Source organism: Shewanella sp. MF05960 (assembly GCF_050849305.1).
In the GTDB taxonomy this organism is placed as follows: Bacteria; Pseudomonadota; Gammaproteobacteria; order Enterobacterales; family Shewanellaceae; genus Shewanella.
On record NZ_JBOZPS010000003.1, the window covers coordinates 281,470 to 305,239 of the forward strand.

The 23,770-nt window shown below is 44.6% G+C and carries 15 protein-coding genes; 12 read left to right on the plus strand and 3 right to left on the minus strand.

The window, feature by feature from the left end:
* Positions 1-53 precede the first annotated feature (53 nt).
* Both ACROAE_RS04675 and ACROAE_RS04680 read left to right on the plus strand, forming a co-directional pair.
* Positions 54-1,259, plus strand: a complete 1,206-nt coding sequence (locus ACROAE_RS04675; protein WP_432399796.1) for an MFS transporter — start codon at positions 54-56, stop codon at positions 1,257-1,259.
* Positions 1,260-1,475: 216 nt separating this feature from the next.
* Positions 1,476-1,652: a DUF6435 family protein gene (locus ACROAE_RS04680; RefSeq protein ID WP_160053294.1), complete on the plus strand. Its 177-nt coding sequence runs from the start codon at positions 1,476-1,478 to the stop codon at positions 1,650-1,652.
* 1 nt (position 1,653) lies between these two features.
* Here the strand turns inward: ACROAE_RS04680 and ACROAE_RS04685 are convergent, their stop codons facing one another.
* Positions 1,654-2,193, minus strand: a complete 540-nt coding sequence (locus ACROAE_RS04685; RefSeq protein WP_432399846.1) for a helix-turn-helix domain-containing protein — start codon at positions 2,191-2,193, stop codon at positions 1,654-1,656.
* Between the two features lie 84 nt (positions 2,194-2,277).
* On the opposite strand from ACROAE_RS04685, the gene ACROAE_RS04690 reads away from it, so the two are divergent.
* Positions 2,278-3,573 (plus strand): benzoate/H(+) symporter BenE family transporter, encoded by a 1,296-nt coding sequence (locus ACROAE_RS04690; RefSeq protein ID WP_432399798.1) that lies wholly within the window; start codon positions 2,278-2,280, stop codon positions 3,571-3,573.
* Positions 3,574-3,709: 136 nt separating this feature from the next.
* On the plus strand, positions 3,710-4,039 hold the full coding sequence (locus tag ACROAE_RS04695; protein WP_432399800.1) for a hypothetical protein: 330 nt from the start codon (positions 3,710-3,712) through the stop codon (positions 4,037-4,039).
* Between the two features lie 58 nt (positions 4,040-4,097).
* Here the strand turns inward: ACROAE_RS04695 and msrQ are convergent, their stop codons facing one another.
* Together msrQ and msrP are read right to left on the minus strand one after the other, a co-directional pair.
* Positions 4,098-4,703: a protein-methionine-sulfoxide reductase heme-binding subunit MsrQ gene (msrQ, locus tag ACROAE_RS04700; RefSeq protein ID WP_432399802.1), complete on the minus strand. Its 606-nt coding sequence runs from the start codon at positions 4,701-4,703 to the stop codon at positions 4,098-4,100.
* On the minus strand, positions 4,703-5,740 hold the full coding sequence (msrP, locus tag ACROAE_RS04705; protein WP_432399803.1) for a protein-methionine-sulfoxide reductase catalytic subunit MsrP: 1,038 nt from the start codon (positions 5,738-5,740) through the stop codon (positions 4,703-4,705). Before msrP ends, msrQ begins: the two co-directional genes overlap by 1 nt.
* A gap of 278 nt (positions 5,741-6,018) precedes the next feature.
* On the opposite strand from msrP, the gene rmuC reads away from it, so the two are divergent.
* The 8 genes from rmuC (at position 6,019) to recD (ending at position 23,660) form a co-directional block, all read left to right on the plus strand.
* The gene (gene rmuC, locus ACROAE_RS04710; protein WP_432399804.1) at positions 6,019-7,518 is read left to right on the plus strand and encodes a DNA recombination protein RmuC; all 1,500 of its coding nucleotides are present in this window, start codon (positions 6,019-6,021) and stop codon (positions 7,516-7,518) included.
* 197 nt (positions 7,519-7,715) lie between these two features.
* Positions 7,716-9,644 carry a transglycosylase SLT domain-containing protein gene (locus ACROAE_RS04715; protein ID WP_432399805.1) on the plus strand — a complete coding sequence of 643 codons (1,929 nt, stop codon included), beginning with the start codon at positions 7,716-7,718 and terminating at the stop codon, positions 9,642-9,644.
* A gap of 116 nt (positions 9,645-9,760) precedes the next feature.
* Positions 9,761-10,672, plus strand: coding sequence for an AAA family ATPase (locus ACROAE_RS04720; protein WP_432399806.1), 912 nt, complete (start codon positions 9,761-9,763; stop codon positions 10,670-10,672).
* Between the two features lie 21 nt (positions 10,673-10,693).
* Positions 10,694-11,788: a DUF58 domain-containing protein gene (locus ACROAE_RS04725; protein ID WP_432399807.1), complete on the plus strand. Its 1,095-nt coding sequence runs from the start codon at positions 10,694-10,696 to the stop codon at positions 11,786-11,788.
* Positions 11,788-13,839, plus strand: coding sequence for a transglutaminase TgpA family protein (locus tag ACROAE_RS04730; protein ID WP_432399809.1), 2,052 nt, complete (start codon positions 11,788-11,790; stop codon positions 13,837-13,839). Before ACROAE_RS04725 ends, ACROAE_RS04730 begins: the two co-directional genes overlap by 1 nt.
* A gap of 136 nt (positions 13,840-13,975) precedes the next feature.
* A complete protein-coding gene (gene recC / locus ACROAE_RS04735) occupies positions 13,976-17,716 on the plus strand; it encodes an exodeoxyribonuclease V subunit gamma (protein WP_432399810.1) in 3,741 nt (1,246 codons plus the stop codon).
* Positions 17,713-21,528, plus strand: a complete 3,816-nt coding sequence (locus tag ACROAE_RS04740; RefSeq protein ID WP_432399811.1) for a UvrD-helicase domain-containing protein — start codon at positions 17,713-17,715, stop codon at positions 21,526-21,528. Before recC ends, ACROAE_RS04740 begins: the two co-directional genes overlap by 4 nt.
* Positions 21,522-23,660 carry an exodeoxyribonuclease V subunit alpha gene (recD, locus tag ACROAE_RS04745; protein WP_432399812.1) on the plus strand — a complete coding sequence of 713 codons (2,139 nt, stop codon included), beginning with the start codon at positions 21,522-21,524 and terminating at the stop codon, positions 23,658-23,660. Before ACROAE_RS04740 ends, recD begins: the two co-directional genes overlap by 7 nt.
* The last annotated feature ends 110 nt before the right edge of the window (positions 23,661-23,770 follow it).

Here is a 23,770-nt window from a genome sequence, read left to right on the forward strand (position 1 = left end):
CGATAACTGAGCCAGCTCTGCTGGCCTTTTTGTTTTTCATTTATAGGATTTTTATGACATCGGCAAACAACACCGCATTGGAACTCAATCGTAGTGGAATATTAATCGTACTTGCTCTGGGAACCTTTATTTTAGGGTTATCTGAGTTCTCAATGATGCCCATGCTGCCGCTCATTAGCGAAACCTTTGCCTCTACGCCATCACAAAGTGGCTATGCGATTAGTGCTTATGCCATCGGTGTGGTGGTTGGTGCGCCCATTTTAATGCTGACCACCGCCAATATGAAAAAACGCCACGCATTAATGATTTTTTTAAGCTTAATGTTTGTTGCCAATGGCTTAAGTGCTATGGCAACGTCACTTGAACAACTCATCGCATTTCGATTTTTAAGCGGCCTGCCCCACGGCGCTTATTTTGGTGCCGCTATTTTATTGGCCGCAGATATCGCGCCCCAAAATAAACGTGCCAGCTATATGTCAAAAGTGTTTATGGGCTTAACGATTGCCACTATTGTTGGTGTGCCGATTGTGACATTAGTGGGCCAAAACCTCAGCTGGCGCTACTGTCTTGCGGGTGCTTCTGCACTGGCATTGGTTGCTTTTATCTGTGTGTATGTTGTGGTGCCTAGCATTGCTAATAACCAACCCTCAAACTTACTCAATGAATTTAGCGTATTAAAAAATAAGTTAGTGTGGTCAATTCTCGGTATCGTGATCATTGGCTTTGGCGGAGTATTTTGTTTATACACGTATATTGCAGACACTATTTTAGTGGTCACTAAAACCCCTGCTTACACCATTTCAATCGCCATGGTGATGTTTGGTATTGGCTGTACTTTAGGCAATTATGTGCTGGGTAAAGCGGCTGATCGTTCGGCATTAAAAACCACCGGACTCGCGTTAATATGCAGCATCGTATTTGCCTTTGCTTATGTGAATGCCAGCTACAATATTAACCTATTGTATGTGGTGATATTCTTTATCGGTTGTAGTGTAGGGTTAGCCACGCTCATTCAAAGTTTATTAATGGATGTGTCACCTAATGGCCACGCTATGATTGGTGCGTTAGTGCAATGCGCATTCAATACCGCCAATGCTATCGGCCCTTGGCTTGGGGGCATAGCCATTGCCAATGGCGCAATGCCAAACGAAACGGGCTATGTCGCCGCGGCACTGTTTATGGGTGGATTTATGATGTGGGTGGTTAGTTATCTGCAAATGAACAACAAACAGACTCCGCTCGAGCCCTGCAATGCCTAAACATTAACGACCAATCATGCCATCTTATTGATGGTGTGATTGGCTATACTGCCAACAAAATACCACTCATTGGGTTATCGGCATATACTCTGGGTTTTCACCATTAGGTTTAATCGGTTACGTCAAATGTGGAGATATTATTCATCCACACTAGACCAAATCCTAGCTTGACTCGTATTGAACGTTATCAGCCACATAACTAGATTGAGACAGACGATGTTTTCATTTTTAAAATCAGATCCAACTAAAAAACTGCGTAAAACCTACGACCAAAAACTCGAGCAAGCCATGCAAGCACAGCGTAAAGGCGACATTAAAACTTACTCGTTATTAACCGCTGAGTCGGAAAGTATTTGGCAAGAGATTGAAGCATTAGAAAAATCGAAAAAATAACTTAACGATTGAGTGGATAACTGACAATATTTTGAAATACCACTGTCTCACTCAAGGCATGATATCCGTGAGGCTGGTCTGCAAAAAAACGGCTACTTTGGCCAACAGTCAAGGTTTGCCACTCGCCACCACTCAATAGAGATAGCTCCCCTGTTAGCACAATCACATGCTCAATCACCCCGACACTGTGGGGTGCTGACATTTGCTGGTGATATCCGTTTAGGGTGATTTCAAACATCTCAAAATGCGTATCAGGATTAAACGTAAATACGCTTTTTATGAGCATGTTAGGATCATCTGGGAAGGTTTGCTCTTTGGTTATCTCACCATGCGGAGATGTCATAAAGGCAGAAAAAGACGTATTTAAGCCGCTAGCTATTTTCCATAATGTTGCAATGGTTGGGCTCGATTCTTGACGCTCAATTTGGCCTAACATTGCTTTTGATACACCCGTTAATTTTGCAGTTGCATCTAAACTTAACGCCCTCGCTGTACGCAATGCTTTTAAATTTTCTGCCATGTGGTTTTTTATATTCATAATGTGCTAACGCTATTTGAATCAAATTAACGACAATTATACGTCATTTTAATGCCTACCCTAACATCTTGTGCGTTATAGCATCCGATGATATATTCCACCTTCATTAATGTGCGCTTTAACGCACAAAAAGACAGACATCCTTCTTTTAGACTCGTGCAATGCAACAAAATGGACTTTATTATGAGTAAACAAGGCATTGCAACTAGCCATATCTCAGCTGGATTTACGGCGGTACTGGTCGGTTATACCAGCTCAGTCATGATTGTTATTCAGGCGGCGACACAGGCTGGCGCTAATGCTGCACAAGTCAGTAGCAGTTTATTGGCGTTGGGATTAGCGATGGGAGTCACATCCATTGGTTTTTCCTGGTATTACAAAACACCAATCCTGACTGCATGGTCGACGCCCGGAGCGGCAATGTTAATTGGCGTAGTCGGTGAGTTCAGTTTAAACCAGGTTATTGGAGCGTATATTATTTCAGCGGGGTTAATCACCTTAAGCGGGTTCATTAAACCGTTAACGCGTTTGTTATCTTCTATTCCACCAGCACTGGCTGCTGCCATGTTAGCGGCAATTTTACTGCCCTTTTGTGTTAAAGCCTTTATACCATTATCCGATGAGCCCATGTTGTTTTGCTTGTTGTTCATCAGCTTTATGCTGGCCAAACAATGGTTGCCCCGATACGCCATGGCCATCTTATTAATCGTTGCTATAGGGTATGCCATTCAGGCTGATGTATTTAACAGCGCCATACGCCAGCAATTCAACTTATCCATCGCCTCTCCCATTTGGATAACACCCGAATTCACCCTATTGCCAATCCTCAATATCAGTATTCCGCTATACATTATTACCATGTTGTCGCAAAACTTACCGGGACTCTCCATGCTAAAAAGCTATGGTTATTTAAATAAAGATGATACTGAGAAAGGCTATCACGCTCATGGCTCGCCGTTACTGATTGGCAGCGGATTATCAACTATGTTATTGGCACCGTTTGGTGTGTTTAGCATTAATTTGGCGGCAATATCGGCAGCCATTTGTATGGATAGCAGTGTTGATGATGATCCCCAGCAGCGATATCGATCCACATTATGGGCCGGTGGCTTTTATATTATTGCGGGATTGTGGGCCGGCGCGGTTGTGACATTATTTATGGCATTGCCAACAACTATTGGCGATATGCTTGCAGGGTTGGCGCTAATGGGAACCTTATTGTTGTGCCTGCATAGTGCTTTTGATGCGGTTAAATACCGAGAATCGGCATTATTAACCTTTGTTTGCACCTTGTCAGGGATCACTTTTTTAGGCATTGGAGCGGCGGTTTGGGGTTTATTACTGGGATTAGCTCACCTTGTCGTCAGCCAAAGACAAAAGTGACAAGCAGAGATAACGTGCCTTAGTAGCAATTAAACATGACTAATATGTGAGCAAACATCAGGAATGTATTTACAATACCGCCTATGCTAGTGACTCAAATTCATTGTGATTTTGACGTATCATTGGAGGCAACATTATGTGGTGGAGAGTAATCATCATTACGTTAGCTTTTCTATTGTTAGGCGCACACTTTCTACGTTTTAGCCAAACCGAATGGGCTATCATCGCTGCTATCATGCCGTTGTTAATGTTTATTCGCCACAATGTCATTAGCCAACTACTTAAGTTCGCCTTAGTGCTGAGCGTGATTTTTGTTTGGGCTGTGACCACATTTAACTTTATTGATATGCGCATTACCTTGTCAGAACCCTGGCTCAGACTGGCAATAATCATGGCTGGCGTGATGTTATTTACCTTATTTGCCGCTTTTTGCACTAACGGCCTAAACCATAGATTACGTCACTAATCCAATAAGTTAACTAGTCCGAGACACTCACTAATCCAAAGCATTAAAAACAAGTTCATTAACGCTTTGGCATAAGCCATTTTTTAATATTGGCTCTGCGGTAAAACAATAACGCGGCGAATACTGCAATATAAATACTCGGCTCAATAATCTCCGACTTTACCGACCAGTAAAAATGGATCGGCGCCAACAGCGCAACCACATAAATCCAATTATGTAATGACTGCCATTGCTTGCCCATTTTGCGTTTGATTTTAAGTGGTGATGTTAACGTCAATAAAGTCACAATAATCAACGCGGCTGCACCGACTAAAATGTACGGCCGTTTAATCACTTCCTCAAATAATAATCCCCAAGCAAACAGTAAGTCTAAACTGACAAAAGCACTAATATGCAACAGTGCATATGCAAATACATACAAGCCGACTAAACGGCGAGTTTGCATCAATGCAGCCATTTTAAACCGTTTGGCAATAGGTGAAATAAGCAAGGTCGCCAGTAAACTGTTTAGTGCCCCCATTCCGGTGTAATGGATAATATATTGCACCGGATCGCCACCGGCATTATCTGTTAGCACTAACGCTACAAGATACAATGCAGGCAATAAAAATACGATGTGCAACATCACCTTAAGCCAAAACACACCACGGGGGCTTAAACGCATTAGTAAAACTTCCTTAAATCCATGTTTTTATATAAGTCGGCAACAAAATCACCATAGCCATTGAACATTTGTGTAGGAATACGCTTAGCCGAAAAGAGTCCGCCCTCACCAATGCTTCGCTCACTTGCTTGCGACCAGCGCGGATGATCCACTTCAGGGTTTACGTTGGCATAAAAGCCATATTCGTTTGACGCCAGTTGATTCCAACTGGTGGGAGGTTGTTTGTCCATGACTCGAATACGCACAACAGATTTAATGCTCTTAAAGCCATATTTCCACGGCACGACTAAGCGAATGGGTGCGCCATTTTGTGGCGGTAAGGTTTTACCGTAAAGGCCAACCGCTAAAAACGGCAGTTCGTTCATAGCCTCAGCAATGGTTAAGCCCTCAACATAAGGGTAATGAATACCGCCGCCCATTAGACGACTTTTTTGCCCTGGCATTTGCTCTGGATCAAATAAGGTTTCAAACGCCACATGAGTGGCATTGGATTTAACCCCTGCTTCTTTCAATAGTGTTGCCAGTGAAAATCCAACCCACGGAACCACCATCGACCAGGCTTCAACACAACGTAAACGGTAAGTTCGCTCTTCAAGGGCGAAACGCTTGGTTAACGCTTGTAAATCTAACGTAATCGGCTTATCGACAAGACCATCAATCACCAATGTCCATGGGTCGACGTTAAAACCTTGTGCATTATCATATGGGTCAGACTTACCAGTACCAAATTCATAAAAATTATTATGACGGGTAACTTTATCTTCTGGCGTTTTCACATCTGGCAGAACAAATTGACGCGGCGTTGAATAATTTAAGCTTTGGGTGGTAAAAGGGTTCTTCGCTTTTTGCTCGCCAAACAAATCAAATATGCCCGCTTGCACCTGCCCAGGTAAACTGGCACCTAATGCCCCTAAACCTAAGGCTTTTATAATATTGCGGCGGTCATTAAACACCGACTCTGGTGTGACTTGATTATCAGCTACATGCCATGGAGCTCGTTGTAATATGCCTGGAGTAAATCGGTTTTTACGCGCCATGGATCACCTCTTAAAATGCCGTCATTGGATTAATATTATAAATTTTTGCCTTATGTCACTATTAGACAGGTAAGCTTAAGTATTTATTTCAATTTAACTCAAAATAACCTTAATTCGTATTTATAAACAACTTGGTATCAATGACTATACGGCTTGAGCGTTGGATTAGATTTAAATTTAATCATTAACAATAAAAAATCATCAAATCCTGATTTTGCCTCTTGCAGGCAGTTATTAGCCGTGCGACCCTTAGCCATTATTTTCTATCGGTTTTTGTTATGCCTTTTGCTGTGTCGTTAACTCCTCCTCAAATTGCAGCGCTGATTGCGGTCGCGTTTCTTGCCTTTTTAATTGGTGCACTCATCAACCAACGGTTAACTCGTCAGCGTTGGGAGCAGCTCAAGCTTCAACATGAACAAGAAAACCTCACGGCAGTGAACGAAGCCCACGCTGAATTGGCCAGATTACAAGACACGCTCGATGACAAAATCGATCACAGTAATCACCTGCAAACTAAAATTGAGAGTTTGATTTCGCAACTCTCAACGGCCGAAGCCAAAGCGGATCGCGTCTACACAGTAGAACAGCAATTAACAGACACTCAGCACCGCCTGATGGAATCTCAACTTAACCTTGCTAAGTCAAATGCTGTCCAGCAAACCATATTGGTTAAAGCTGAAGCCGAGCAAAAATCATTAGAAGACAAAATCGCCTTACTTGAGTCAGCCGAAGAGCGCCTTAAACTGCAATTTGAAAACTTGGCTAACCGCATTTTTGATGAGCGAAGCGAAAACTTTAAACAACAAAATGTCTCGCAAATGGACGGCGTGCTTGGGCCGTTAAAGCAACAGCTTGAAGGCTTTAGGCAACAAATCCAAGAGTCTTACACTCATGAGCAATCTGAACGCAGTGCGTTAAAACACCAGTTAGACCACCTGCGCGAGCTCAATATGAAAATGAGCCAGGATGCCATTAATCTCACAAAAGCTTTAAAGGGTGATAATAAGCAGCAAGGCAATTGGGGCGAAGTCATTTTAGAGCGTGTACTACAAGAAAGCGGCCTGCGTGAAAGTCACGAATACCATATTCAACAAGATTTAAAAGACGATAACGGCAAACGATTTAAACCCGATGTTATCGTCCACCTGCCAGAACAAAAAGATGTGGTGATTGATGCAAAAATGTCACTCGTGAGTTACGAGCGCTACTTTAATAGTGAAGACAAAGATATTCGTGAACAGGCCATCAAAGAACATGCTCTGTCGATTAGGCAGCACATTAAAGGGCTGAGCCAAAAGGATTATCACAAACTGCATGGGCTTAAGAGCCTTGATTATGTGTTGATGTTTATTCCTATTGAGCCCGCCTTCTTGTTAGCCATTGAATACGACCCTAGCCTGGTCAACTTTGCCCTCGAGCATAATATTATGCTGGTTAGCCCGACTAACTTATTGGTAGCACTACGCACCATTAACAATATTTGGCGCTACGAATATCAAAACCAAAATGCCCAAAATATTGCCAAGCAAGCCAGTCGAATTTACGACAAGCTCTGTGGCTATTTAGAAGACATGGAAAAGCTTGGCCGCGCATTAGAAGGCGCCGACAAAAGCTACCAAAGTGCGATGGCGAAATTGTCATCCGGCAAAGGTAACTTAATCCGACAAGCGCATTTTATGCAGCAACTTGGCGTTGATACCAGCAAGCAAATTGACCGACAACTGCTTAATAAAGCATTGGACGAGTCGGTAGAAACCGCGGCTGAGCAATCAATGTAATAAACAAGACCAGTGCAATAAAAAACCAATGCAATAAAAAAACTAAGATAATAAACACAATCGGTAGCATAAATATTGTGATTAACGAGTAGATTAATCTTTATTTAATCAATGCGCGCAATAGTTAAGCTCACACGTAAGTAAACCATATATATTATTATCGCAAACGATGTATTGAGGCGGAGATTCTCATTTAAATGCGTAACACTTTGGCTAACACTTTATTCACCGGCTTGTTGATCCTGGCCTCGCCTTTGGCTTTTATCAGCCAGGCCAGCGCGCTTACGCAGCAACAACAAACCTATCTTGATGCGCGCAAAGCGTTGGATAAAAAACAGCTGGGGCAATATGAAACCTTACGCAAGCAATTAGCCGATTATCCGCTAACCGTTTACCTTGATTACCACGCCACTATTGACCAAATCGTTCAATCGCCAGGCAATACTGCGCTTAATGCGATTAATCAATTTGATACCACGCCGTTGTATAACAATGCCCGTTATCGTTACTTGCTCAATGCCGGTAAAAAGCAGCGCTGGCAAGATTTTTTGGTGATTTCACCAAACACTCCAAACGATATCCGTCTGCAATGTTATTACTACCAGGCACAGCTTGATGCGGGCAATAAAGACATGGCATACCAAGGCATTGAACGCTTATGGGTTTATGGTTATTCACGCCCAAATGAATGCGACCCAGTATTTGATAAGTGGACTAAAGCGGGTTATCGCACTCAAGAAGTTATTTGGCAACGCTTGCTACTGAGTTTTCATTCAGGGCAAAGCAGTTTATTAAGTTATTTATCACAAAAAGTAACCACCCACAGTCGCGAAGCTAAATTGCTTATGTCGGTGTATCGTGACCCTAATACTTTGCGCCATATGAATAAGTTTACCAGTTCAAAACCGATTGTCGGCGATATTGTAGATGCGGGTTTACGCAAGCTTGCTCAGCGAGATTTACATCAAGCCATTAAACTCTATGTTAAATACCAAAAAGCCAATCGTTTTAGCGATACTGAAAGTAGCGAATTAAACCGTTATTTAGTGCGCAGAGCCTTAATCAAACAAGACGAGAAATTGGTTAATCATATCGACAATATGCTGCCGCTGTTAGATTCAGACGACTTATATGAAATGCGTATGCGCTGGGCCTTGCGTGAACTTGATTACACCACGCTCAATAAATATTTAGCCTTATTAAGCGACCAGGGCAAAGCCAATCCGCGTTGGATGTACTGGCAAGCCAAAATGACCGCACGCAAAGATAAAACCAAAGCCACAGAATTACAGTCGGCGCTCAGCAGCCAACGTAACTTTTATGGTTTTAGTGCCGCTGAAGCCTTAGGTAATCCGCTGTCGATGAACAACGATAACTTAACCCCAAATTCAGAGCTGCAAAAACAGCTCGACCAAGATAAAGGCTTAGCTCGTGTTATTGAGTTAATGGCGCTAGACAAACGCATTGATGCTCGTAATGAGTGGGTTTATTTAATGCGCCGTCACAATAGCGAGCTCACTGCACAATATGGATTATTTGCACTGCAACAAGGCTGGCATGGCTTTAGTGTAGAGTCGAGTATTCAAGGTAAGCTGTGGGACTCTTTAGCCCTGCGTTTCCCGCTGGCAGCCAATGATGAATTTATCAAAGCCAGTAAAAAATATAACCTCAATATCGATGAGATCAGAGCGATATCGCGCCGCGAAAGTGCGTTTTACCCTTATGCTACATCGGGCGTAGGTGCGCGGGGTTTAATGCAATTAATGCCTGCAACAGCAAAAGAAACTGCGCGAAAGAACAAAATTGCTTATAACGACGTAAAAGACTTATACGACCCTAACGTTAACATTATGCTAGGCAGTGCCTATTACAGTGAACTGCTAAAGCAATTTAACAACAACCGAGTACTGGCCACCGCCGCCTATAATGCAGGCCCTGGTAGTGTTCGCCGTTGGTTGCGAGCATCAAACGGTACGTTAGATGCCATGACATTTATTGAAACGATTCCATACACCGAAACCCGAGAGTATGTACAAGCAGTATTGAGCTATCGCATGATTTTCCAACAAAATGGTCAATCAAATGACAGCATGTTTAGCAGTAAAGAGCTAAGCGACAAATACTAGATTTACACCCGCTCTCAGGGTAACGTTACAGATTGATGTGCTTTTTCACCATCAATCTGTAACCCACCATTTAGCTACAACCTCAATTGATTGAGGTTAATACACTGGGAGCGTTCGTGTCGCAATCAACTATCGAAACCTTAATCTCACAGCTTGGTAAAGTATTATTAGGTAAACCTGAGCAAATTAAGCTCGCGGTTGCCTGTATCCTTGCCAAAGGTCACTTACTGATTGAAGACTTGCCTGGCATGGGGAAAACTAGCTTATCTCAAGGCATTGCCAGCAGTTTAGGCATGAGTTATCAGCGTATCCAGTTTACCAGCGACATGCTGCCAGCTGACATTCTTGGCGTGTCAATTTACAGTAAAGAGCAGCAACAGTTTGTGTTTCATAAAGGGCCGGTATTTAATCAAATGCTGCTCGCAGATGAAATCAACCGTGCCAGCCCAAAAACCCAAAGCGCCCTGCTTGAAGCCATGGCTGAGCAACAAATCACTATCGATGGTATTACTCATCACTTAAGTTCACCGTTTTTTGTCATCGCCACCCAAAACCCGTTAGATCAAGCCGGTACTTTTCCGCTACCAGAATCACAGCTTGATCGTTTTATGATGCGAATTTCGATTGGTTACCCAAGTCATGACGCCGAATTGGCCATGCTAAAAACCCACACTCAAGCCACTAAACAAGCAGCGTTGGCTCAATGTATCACGCCACAAGAGTTGTTATTACTTCAACAACAAGTGGCACAAGTGTCGGCGTCGGATGCGGTACTTAATTACCTTATCGCCTTAGTCGATTTTTCACGCCAGCACGATGTTGCCAGCGGTTTATCGCCAAGGGCCAGTATTGCACTGTTGCAAGCCGCAAAAGCATGGGCGTTTATTAATCAACGTCAATATGTGGTACCAGAAGACATTCAAGCGGTATTTGCTTCAGTTGCAGAACATCGTATTCGCAGCAGCAGTCAGTTTCAGGGTCAGGCATTGTCTGACACTATCCTTGCTAGCGTTAACCCTATTCGCTAACGCCAAGGGGCAACCGTTAACATGAGCAAACATAACGCCAACAAAGCTCAGTCAGGTTATAGCAAACCGTCGTGGCTACAACGTCTTATCCCCGTGTCAATGACTAAACGTTGGGATCGTTGGCTCACCAGGCGTTTACCGCCGCAAAAGCACATCACCTTAAGTCATCGCAGTATTTTTATTTTACCCAGCGGTTTTGGTGTATTTTGGATGGGACTAATTGTGCTGCTGTACTTGTTTGGCACAAACTATCAAAACAACTTGGTGATTGGCTTAAGTTTATTGCTTGCCAGTGTGTTTCATACCTGCATTATTTACAGCTACAAAAACCTTGCAGGCCTCAGCTTTAATGCCGTCAATCCACCCATAGCCTATGCAGGCGACAGCACGCCTTTTCCTATCATGTTGACCGGCAATACACGCAACAAACATAAAGACACTACTCATCAACAAATCTGTTTGCAGTTTAGCCAGCAGCGCCATGTGCGCTTAAAACACATGGAGCAGCAATCGATAGCGACCGTACCGTTTGAGCATCCCAAACGTGGGCACTTAAATCCCGGACGTATTAAAGTGTCATCCAATTTTCCGCTAGGGTTATGCCGCGCCTGGTCGTATATAGACCTTGATATTCATCATGTGATTTTTGCCAAACCCGAAGCCAGTGACATTGTGCTCTCTAGCCAAGTGAGTGACAGCGACAGCCAATATGAACATGGCAAATTACGACCTGGGGTGGATGATTACAAAGGCCTACGCGCTTATGTTCCGGGAGAATCACTCAAACAAGTGGCTTGGAAACAATGGGCGCAAGACAAAGGTATGTTGTCAAAAGAATTTGCCGAGCCAGAAGGCTTACCCGTGTGGTTAACCTTGGCCAATACCAATGGCAAAGATATAGAGCAGCAACTTAGTCGTTTAGCCTGGCAAGTGGATAAACTCAGTCAAACACAGCAAATCTTTGGCCTCGTACTTGGGCAAACTGTGATAAACCAACACACAGGTGAAGCTCACCGTATAGCCTGCCAAACGGCTATTGCCACCTATCAAGGTTATGCCAGCATCAATCCTGACTTTACCTCAGGCTCAGCTAACATCGATGCAGAGGCGACATAATGAAAGATAACTTTGACGCCATCATCAGCCGTAATACCTTGTTTTGGTTATTAGTAACTAATGTTGCCGTATTAAGCCCGCTGTATGAACAAGCCACGCTGTGGAGCATCGGCATTTGTGCTATTTGTTTTGTTTGGCGAGTCGGTATTTACCTGGGTAAAGTGGCGGCACCGCCAAAGTTACTAGTGACATCACTGGCCATCGGCGCGGCAACGACCCTCGCCTTAGTCTCATCTGAAATCGGTTTACTGAACGCATTAGTGAACTTACTGATTTTAGGTTATGCCCTTAAATACATCGAAATGCGTGAACAGCGAGATGTAAAAGCCATCGTATTAGTTGGGTATTTCTTAATTGCTCTTACCTTACTCGACCAACAAGGCATGCTTAATACCTTGCACTTGTTAGCCGTGGTCGTGATTAACACCGGCATTTTAATTAGCGTATACCAAGACAAATCCAATAAATTCGCCAACCTTGGCTTTAGCGTTAAGTTGGTGCTTCATAGCTTACCGTTAGCCATATTATTGTTTATCGTATTTCCACGTTTGGGCCCATTGTGGATGGTGCCCAACATGAAATCGGCCACCACAGGCTTGTCTGATGAAATGTCTTTTGGCGATATTAATAAACTCACCCGCTCAGCAGAGTTGGCTTTTCGCGTCGGTTTTGACAACCCAGACGGCACAACCCTAGGCCCTGCCAATCAAGATTTGTACTGGCGTACCCTAGTGATGGAAAACTATGATGGTAAAACATGGCGCCAGGACCCGAGCATTAAAAACATACAGCGCCAAGCTTATTTTCAAAAAACACAACGTGACAAAGCCGTAATAACGGGGCAAAACCGTAAAATTGAATACGTGGTGATTAGCGAGCCAAGCCATCAAAAATGGTTATATGGTCTCGACGAAGCCTTTAGCGACAACAGCCAAATCGTTGAACTGCCAGACTACCGCTTATACTCCCTCAGGCCGGTCGATCAGCGTATGAGTTATCGCGTTACTTCTTATCCAGACAATGTCATGGAGCTAACGTTAAAAGACAATACCAAAAAGTTGAATTTGGCATTGCCACCCAACAGTAATCTTAAAACCCAAGCCTTGGCAGACAAATTTGCGCAAGATTATCCCGAGCCACAAGCGCGCATGAACGCGATGATGAATTACTTTGCCGAGCAAGCCTATTACTACACGTTAAGCCCACCGACTGTGGGCGAGCAGCAAATTGATGACTTTTTATTTGAAAACCGCGCCGGATTTTGTGCACATTACGCCTCGGCATTAGTGTTTATGGCCCGCGCAAGCGGCTTGCCTGCCCGTATGGTGACCGGTTATCAAGGCGGCGAATACAATCCTCAAGCAGGCTATTACAGCATTTATCAATACATGGCCCATGCCTGGACAGAAGTGTGGTTAGAAGGTCAAGGCTGGCAGCGTTTTGACCCAACCGCCATGATTGCACCACAACGCATTTTAGATGGTTTTGATGCCACATTCGACAGCCAAAGTAGCTACCTGCAAGACAGCCCTTTTAGCGCCTTAAGAATGAAGCAATACCCCTGGCTTAACGATTTACGCCAGCAACTCTCGAGCCTCGATTACTATTGGAGTGTATGGGTACTGGGCTTTGATGAAGACCGAAAACAGCAGGTGTTATCAAAACTGCTTGGCGAAGTCACCAGCAGTAAAATTGCCTTAATGATGATTTTTAGCTTTATCATCATTGCCTTAGTAATTGGTTACTATGCCGGATTATTTACTCAAAATACCTTACAAGATCCGCTGAACAAACGCTATCAGTTGGTGTGTCAGCGTTTAGCTAAACGAGGTATACCGCGCCCACAAGGCCAGGCTCCACAAGATTACGCTAACGATGTAGTGGCACGTCTCAGTGACAAGCATCCACGTTTAGCGGCCGACTTTAACGCATTAAGCCAGGCCTTTATGGCACTCAAATATCAACCGCTGACGCCAGAGCAAAGCCAGCAACAACAGCAACAATTTATGCGCTTATACCGTAAATTACGCCTACGTTTATTGCGCAGTTGATCCGCTGCATAAGTTGAGTAAAACTATGCACATTTGTTCAGCAAACAGCAGGCTATATTATCAATAAGCACAGTTTTGATTGATGAAATTCTCTAGAGTCCATAGAATGAATTAATGTCGAATCAGCGAGTGGCTCATGCTTACCTTAATTCAATCAAATCAAATGGAAGTGTTATCGCAACAGCTAGCAAAACTGCTGGCGATTAGCTCCGATAGCCTGAGTGTATTGAGCGGTGAACATATTCTGGTGCAAAGTCCCGGAATGTCGACCTGGTTACGATTAGAAGTGGCCAGGCACAATGGCATTGCGGCGGCGCTGACCTTTCCGCTGCCATCGAGTTTTACCTGGCAGCTATGCCATGACTTACTGCCTAACGTGCCAAAAGATAACGCGTTTACTAAAGCGGCAATGACCTGGAAATTAATGGATTTATTGCCAAGTTTGCTAGACAACAGCGACTTTAGCCCATTAAAGCAATATTTAAGCCCGCAGATCAGCCCAGACAACAATCTGAACGACGCGTTAGTCATCGATCTCGAAGCGACAAGTGGTGCCGAAGGTGCCAGTAAAACCAGCCACACACTGCAAACTAACGACACCGCTCATGAGGCGATTAAGTTATTTCAATTATGTGGCCGTATTGCCGATATTTTTGACCAATATTTGGTGTATCGCCCTGAGTGGATTTTAGCCTGGGAGCAAAACCTGCCTCTGAGCCAAATCAATAGCCAACTAGAACTCGATGACAATCAACGCTGGCAACCTATATTGTGGCGCGCGCTGGTCGATTATAATCGCCACCAGCTACAAGCTAGCCATTATCATCGCGCTAATTTACACGCCGATTTACTGGCCGCGTTGATAAACCCCGCCACCGATTTATCCATGTTACCTGAACGCTTATATGTGTTTGGTATTTCATCCATGCCGCCACAAACCCTTGAGGTGCTTTACCATTTAGCCTCAAGAATAGACGTGATCATGTTATCGCTAAGCCCGTGTCAGCATTATTGGGGCGACATCATCGAGCCCAAAGCCAGAGCGCGCATGGCACTGCAATATGCTAACAAAAAACAACTCGATCAGGGCTGGGAAGACAAGCTAGAAGTGGGTAATCCTTTACTGGCCAACAATGGTCAAATGGGTCGCGAATTACTCGATTTAATGCTCAGTTTGCCGCCCGAGCACACCGACTTTGGCTACGATTGTTATGTTGAACCCACACCAGACAACTTACTGCATGGCGTGCAATACGATATTTTACAAATGGAAACCCTCGGGCAACCATTAGGGCCAGATGCTGATATTTACTTAGACTTGGGCGCCAGACGAGAACTCCACACTAACGACAATTCAATTACCCTTCGCAGTTGTCACAGTGCCTTAAGAGAAGTCGAAACCCTGCACGATCATTTGCTTGAGTTGTTGTCTAGTGACAGTAATTTACGCCCTAAAGATATTGTGGTGATGATGCCTGATGTCGCAGCATATGCGCCGTTTATCGACGCCGTATTTGGCACAGCAAACAGCCAATACTTTGCCGACACCAATCCACAAAAAGGCGACTATTACCTGCCCTACGCCATTGCCGATCGCGGCGCAGCGCAAGAGTCACCGCTTATTAATAGCTTTTTAACGTTACTTAATATCAATCAGAGTCGCTTTGGCTTAACTGAGATTGTCAGTATTTTAGAGGTGCCGGCTATTTTACGCCGTTTCGATCTAGATGATGACGAACTCTCGCTTATTCGCCGTTGGTTAGATCAGGCCAATGTTCGCTGGGGCCGCGATCAAGATACCCGCAGCCAATTAGGCGTGGCGCCCTTTGCGCAAAACTCATGGGCATTTGGCATTAAACGCTTGATCTTAGGTTATGCGTTTAACGACCAGGCGGAGATATATCGAGACACCTTAACCGTACAGGGTATTGAGGGGCAGTCTTCGCAAGCGCTGGGTAAATTGCTCAACTTTTTAGAAACCATCGACACCTATTACAACTTATTTGCCGGCGACTTTAGCACCCAACAACGCTTGGCCCAATTACAGCAATTATTGGCAGACTGTTACGACACCAATGATGACGAACGCGAGCAAATCCAAGCAATACGTGACGCCTTGGTCGTATTAGAAACCGAGCTTGAAAGCGCCGGACATCAAGGTCAGGTCAATATTGAAGTATTAAAGCAATGGTTTAACCAACGCCTTACCGAGTCTCGTGTTGGCCAACGCTACCTTGCCGGCAGCATTAACTTTTGTACCTTAATGCCAATGCGCTCAATTCCATTTAACGTCGTGTGCTTATTAGGCATGAACGATGGCGTATACCCTCGAGTGCAACATCCTGTTGGTTTTGATTTAATGGCTCACTTTGGTCCTAAAAAAGGCGACCGTTCACGCCGTTTAGACGACAGATACTTATTTTTAGAAGCGCTGCTATCAGCCAGGCAACAACTGTATATCAGTTATATTGGCCACAGCGAACGAGACAATGCCGAGCGTATCGCCTCGATGTTGGTATCTGAATTAATTGAATATTGCCAATTAAGCTATTTACCCTCTACTCTTAAGCATCAGCTTAAACAAGGTCATGATGTCAGTAATGATGACGCCGACAATCACGTGTTACAGCAGCTGATCCAAGCACAGCCATTACAACCGTTTGATGCTAAATTATTTCGCATAAACCGCAATAACAACCCACTACAGCAAAGCTATAATTCACAGTGGTGTCCACCCGCTAAACAAGGAACGATTAGTATGCCATTTTTCAAGCAACCATTGCCATTATCAGCCGAACAAGCCGACGAAGTGTTTGCCCATACTCATATTGATAACCAAGGCATTAAAGTGGTCGAATTAGAGCTGTCATCGCTAATCCGCTTTTATCGAAACCCAGCTCAGTTCTTTTTTAATCGCAGTTTAAAAGTGGATTTATCATTAGATATTCAAGCAGACGATAACGATGAGCCATTCAGTCTCAATGCATTAGAGCGCTTTATATTGCAATTATCGATGATAGATAATGCCATCGACAACAAGCTCAGCGTACCAAACGACGCGCTGATTAACCGCCTTAAAGCCAGTGGTGAGCTGCCGATGGCACCATTTGATAATATCTTACTCGCCCAATATCAACGCGACATTGTGCCATTGATTAATCGGGTGCAATTTTTGCAAGACGAGCAACCGATGTATACGGTGAATGTCGACCTTAATTTCGACTTAAATCTCGATTCAGACACTGAAAATAACGCCTCAAAAATTCGGGTTAATTTGGTTGGCCGCATAGACGATATCTTGCCAAAAGGTTTAGTTAATTATCGCCCGGGCACCGCACATGGCCGCGACTTTATTAGAGTGTATTTACGTCACTTATGCCTTAATGCCATGGCAGATCAAGTAGTGCCAACTGCGCAACATAAAGCCAAACAAGGCTACAGTTACTTACTCGACATTGGCCACTTTCACGCTTTTGCGCCAATAACCGCCGAACAAGCCCGCGAACAACTGATGCGCTTTATTGTGTGCTTTATTCAAGGCCAGCGCCAACCACTGTGCTTTATGCCTAAAACCGCTTTTGCTTACGCAGAAGCTGAAGGTGAGCACGAAGATAAACTGCTTAAAGCTGAAGCGAAATGGGACGATGGCCAAACCCAATTTGGCGAAGCCTTTGACCCGCACAATCAGCGTTTATTTAACTTCCCCGATGATTTTAGCCAGGAAGGTTTTGGCCAACTGGTCGAGCATTTATTACAGCCAATGATAAGCCTGTATCACAAAGATAAATTGGCAGAACTTGAAAGCTTTGTCTCTGAAAGCGCCTCGAAAAATGTTGTAAAATCGATTGCCCCGAAGGCTTCTGGAACTCAAGAATGACGTTAGCCACCCGCGATAATAAAGTCAGCGCGTTAAATGCTCTAACTCTGCCTTTTGCAGGTTCAAGCTTAATTGAGGCCAGCGCAGGTACGGGCAAAACCTACACTATATCGGGTTTGTACTTACGTTTATTACTCGGTCATGGTGGCAATTCACCACTGAGTTGTGAGCAAATTTTGGTAGTAACCTTTACCAATGCCGCAACAGAAGAACTGCGCGACAGGATCCGCAAACGTATCAACCTCGCGTTTAAGCGTTTTTTAGGCTTAGCGATTGACGATCCGTTTATTGAACAGCTATATCAATACATTAGCGAAGATGAGCGCCCTATCGCGCTTCGTCGCCTAGATTTAGCCTTAAAATCGTTAGACGAAGCAGCCATTTTTACTATTCATGGTTTTTGTCAGCGTATTTTATCCGACATGGCTTTTGAATCCTCACTCTTGTTTGAGTCAGAATTTACCCTTGATGATAGCGAGTTTTTACATCACGCCGTGCGCGATTTTTGGCGTGAAGTCTGTTATCCGCTGCCGCCTTTTTTAGCCGAAGCCATTAGCGATAAATTTGCCGAGCCCGATGCCCTGGCACAAAGTTTACGGCCATTACTTGGCGCCAGCCAGGCTCAATTGTCAAATCAACCAATGGCCTTTGATAAACTCAGTTCAGAGTTGAACGTAAGCCTAAATCGTTTTAGCTTACTGTGGAAATCTCAGCACGAGCAAACCTTAACATTACTGCATAAACTGCCACTCAACGGCCAACGTTTTGGCAAAGCAGGCGATGGTTACCCTAAGCTTGCCAAGGTGTTTGACGACATAAGCAACTGGGCAACATTCGGTCAGGGATTGCCGCCGATTAAAGCCTTAGAACAAATTGCATTATCTGATCTTAAGCTCAACAAAGGCGGTGTACTACCCAGCGCAGCTGAAGCGCCCTTACTTGAACATATCGACAAATTACTTGAGCTCATTAATCAATTAATTCCGTCATTTTTAGTGCGCGCTCGTGAAGGGATCCGCCAGCGTTTTGCCGGGCAAAAGCAGCAACGCAACTTAATGACGCCCGATGATTTGCTACTCAGTTTAGCCATGGCATTAAGCCAAAATCCGCACACCTTGGGCCAGGCAATAGCCAAGCGATTTCCGGTGGCATTAATTGATGAGTTCCAAGATACCGATCCGCTGCAATTTACTATTTTTAACCAGGTCTACCAGCAACCACAGGCCTCCCAACTTGAACTTGTGGCACAGAACAGCCTTGAGCAGATTGAAGCAAACAGCCCTGAGCAAGTTGATGTAAACAGCCCTGATCAAGCTTTGGATAACCAAGCAAACAGCCAGCAAACAGCCAAGCTCAGTTTGTTAATGATTGGCGACCCTAAACAAGCGATTTATGCCTTTCGCGGCGCCGATATTTACACCTATATTGCCGCTAGGCAGCAAACACAAGCGCACTATAATTTAGAGACAAACTATCGCTCATCAACCAAGTTAGTTAACGGCGTCAATCAATTATTTAGTCAGCACAGCAATCCGTTTATTAGCGATGAAATCCCTTACGATCAAGTCAATACGCCACCTGCTTCGGCTCATAAACAGCTAAAAGAAGCCAATACAGACCTAAGCGCGTTACGGATTAAATTACTCGCCGAAGACACTGAGCTTGGCTTAAATAAAGCCACCGCCCGACAAATACTTGCCGCCGATGCCGCCAGTGAAATAAAACGCTTATTAACCGAAGCGCAGCAAGGGTTGTGCACCATTAACAACAAAGCGCAATCTCAACCACTCATAGCGAAACACATTGCCGTGTTAGTGCGCGACCGTAACGAAGCCGCGGTGATGAAAGCTGAGCTATCAGCACGAAAAATTGGCGCAGTATTTTTAAGTCGCGACAGTGTGTTTAATACCCTAGAAGCACGTGAAATGGCGCTATTGTTGTACGCCCTCGCCACCCCAAAAGATGAACGAGCCATCCGTGCAGCCCTCGCTACCGAGTTAGTGGGCTACAGCGCATTACAAATTCATCAATTTAACCAGGATGAAGAACAGCGCCAACAGGTGCTCAATCAATTTATTCACTGGCATGAATTATGGCTTAAACGCGGCGTGATGCCAGCGCTGCTTAATTTTGCTAGCGAAACCCAATTAATCCACCGTTATCTGTCGCAAGCAGAACAGCTTAAAAGCGATCACATTAACGATACTGACGACACTGACACGGCAGCAAACAGTAAAGGTTCGGGCGAGCGCCGCCTTACCGACTTTAGGCATTTAGCCGAGTTACTGCAGCAAAAAGCCACTGAGCTTGACGGCAGTAGCGCTTTAATCAATTGGTATGAGCAACAACTTATCGACAGTCAAGGTGGCGATGAACAACAGCTGCGCTTAGAGAGCGAACAGAACCTGGTGCAAATTGTGACGATCCACAAAAGTAAGGGGCTTGAATACCCTGTGTGTTTTGTGCCATTTATCAGCCTCGCCAGAAATAACAGCCGTCGTCCGTCACCGATGTTATATCACCAAGATGAGCAATTAGTGTGGGACATAGACGCAACAGATGAAGGCTGGGAACAACTTAAACAAGAAACCCTCGCCGAAGATTTGCGCTTATTGTACGTAGCCTTAACCCGGCCGATTTATGTGTGTTATTTATACATTGCCAATCAAAGTCGCAAGCTCAAAGCGGGCATCAGCAGCCAACTGCACGAAACCGGAATTGGCTATTTATTGGGGATTATCGACAAACATACTGAGTTTAGTTTAATCAAAGCGCAGGTCGACAAAATCGCTACAATTGATGCCATCAGCGTAAGCCAAATAAGCGACAACATTGATACCTCGGTTTTAGCCAGCATAGATGACAGCGATATGCATTTAAGCGCTAAAGAGGTCACGCGTAAGCCAAGTTTAGCCTGGCGAGTCGGCAGTTACTCAGGCCTCGTGAAACACTTGCCCCATGAGCGCGTCGCCCCGGGTGCTGATGATGAAGACTTTAGCGATGAGCTACTGCAATTGCAGTTACAAGATGACGAACTCATTGAGCCACAACTCGACCGCTTTAGCTTTGAGCGAGGCGCTAACGCCGGTAGCTTTATGCACTTGGTGTTAGAGTTATTTGATTTTATCCATGCAGACACCGAACTTGCCGGCGCACTGCAAAAAGCCATGAAACAATATGGTTTTGATGAAACATTATGGTTTGAACCGTTAAGCCTGTGGTATCAACATATTTTAGCCACCCCGTTAGCCAAACATCAATCGGTTCACAATGACTCAGATGCCATTAGCCTAATGCAATTGCCGCCAAAACAAACCAGTGTCGAAATGGAGTTTTATCTGCCTATCTCCACCTTACAAGCGCAGCAACTCAACCACATTTTACAGCAGCATGGCTATGTCGCCGGGCTCGACTTTGATACCTTGCAAGGCATGCTAAAAGGCTTTATCGATTTAACCTTTGAGCACCAGGGCCGCTATTACATTGCCGATTATAAGTCTAACCACCTTGGCGACAAGTTTAGCGACTATAGCGAAAGCGCCATGGCACAAGCCATTAATAGCCACCGCTATAACTTGCAGTACATCTTGTATACACTGGCATTGCATCGTTATTTACGCTTACGCCTACCCAGTTATAATTACCAGCAACATCTAGGCGGCTGCTATTACTTATTCTTACGCGGCATGAGCCCAGAACACCCTGGCAGCGGCGTGTTTTTTGACAAACCACCACAAGCGTTAATTGAGCAACTCGACAGCCTATTTAATGGCGATGCGACTCACGCTGTTTTGGAGACGCCAACATGCTAATGCTCAGTCAACCTATCGACTTATTGCTTAAACAATGGCAACAACAGCGCCTATTAACCCCACTTGATCGCCATTTTGCTCTTGAACTTGCCAGTATTGAATCTATGCCGACGCAGGTATCGGCTGACACTTCTGTACAGAACACAGCTGCAAATACTGAAAACGTGCAACAGCCATTACAGCCAGATAACAGTGCAACATCGCTGTTTTTGTTAGTGTGTGCATTATTAAGCCAGCAGCTGTCTAATCAGCACAGCTGTTTGGTTATAGATCAAATTAATTTAACCAACCCAATGGCAGAAGACAGCCACAAATATGCACAAATTAACTGCCAAATCAGCCTAAACCACAGTCAACTGGTTGAGCAAATCAGTCAGTTTGATGCCGTCGGTTTACCCGGTGACAATAAACCATTAATTTTAGAGTATGGGCGTTTATACCTTAATAAATACCACTTTTTTGAAACCCAAGTCGCCAATAAGCTGATCCAGCTTGCCAGCCAGCAAATCAGTATTGAGTTAAGCCAAAGCCAATTGCCACAGCTTATCGACAGCTTATTTCCCACTAAACAAACGGATAATTCAGCCACTATCGATTGGCAAAAAATCGCCACTGCAACCGCGCTCATCAACGCATTAGCGGTAATCACTGGCGGTCCTGGCACCGGTAAAACCACCACGGTAACCAAGTTATTATTGTTGCTGCTTACCCAATCGAGTTTAACCATTCGCCTAGTGGCGCCAACCGGTAAAGCCGCTGCACGCTTAAGTGAATCGATTAAAGCCTCAAAACAGCGTTTGCATAAAGAGTTGACCCAATTAGCCAACCAAAGCATTGCAACAGTGCTAATTGAAGCGCTCAACAACATTCCAGAAGAAGCCTCAACACTGCACCGGCTATTGGGCGTTATTCCTAACTCGCATCAATTTAGGCATCATCAAGACAATCCATTACGGCTCGACTTATTAGTGGTCGACGAAGCCTCAATGGTCGATTTACCTATGATGCACAAGCTACTCAGCGCCTTGCCCGCTCATGGCAGACTGATTTTACTGGGCGATCAAGACCAGCTTGCCTCCGTTGAGGCTGGCGCTGTATTAGCCGACATTTGCATTGGTTTAAAGCATGAGCAAAACAATATGCCCTCACCTGCGTCTTCGCCGTGGTCAATGCGTTACAGCCAGGCCCAGGCGCAACAAATTGGCCAATTGACAGGCCAGGATGTGAGTCAATTTATTCACCCACAACCTAAAATCGGCGACAGCTTATGCATGTTAATGCACAGTCATCGTTTTAAAGGCGATGCAGGTATTGGCTTATTAGCAAATGCCGTCAATCAGGCTAACGTGGCTGCTATCCGTCAGGTGTGGCGCCAGCAACACGCCGAGCTCAATTGGTATGAACACCAACAAAATGCCCAAGGTGAAAACGCGGGGAAACAGCAATTACTGGCGCTGTCGGTACAAGCTTATGGTGAGTATTTGCAGCAAGTTAACGCCAATCAACAGGCAATACTGTCACAGGCTCAGCAACACACAGATCCAGAGCAAAATGCACCAATTGAGCTACCACACAGCGAACAAGCCATTATCGACAGCTTTAACCAATACCGTATTTTATGCGCAATGCGCGCCGGTGAATTTGGCGTTGAAGGCATCAACATTGCGGTGACAGAAAGCCTAAAACAAGCCCGATCAATCCATGCTCAAGGTGAGTTTTACCTCGGCAGGCCAATCATTATTCAAAGTAACGATTACAACCTAGGCTTATTCAATGGCGACATTGGCTTAATTTTACAAGACCGCAATAAACCAGAGCGCTTAATGGCCCATTTTGTCATGGCAGATGGCAGCTTATTAAAAGTGTTGCCCGCCAGATTGCCAAGCCACGAAACCTGCTACGCCATGACAGTACACAAAAGCCAGGGCAGCGAATTTGATAAAGTCAGCTTTGTGCTGCCCATACGCCCTAGCATCGCCCAATGGCAGTTACTCACTAAAGAGCTGGTATACACCGCCATCACCCGCGCCAAAAACCATTTTTATTGCCTAGGCAGCGCAAACATATTTGAAAAAGCCAGCCAACAAGCCACCTCACGCGCATCAGGTTTAGCCTGGCGATTGTGGGGCTGATTGAGTGGGTTAATTGTGTTGATCAATTGTGTCTAGCGATTGAGGAGATGATCAGTCTTCTCCTTTAACAAACGCCTGTGTCAGCAATGTGCATTTAAAGTCTTTAAGTC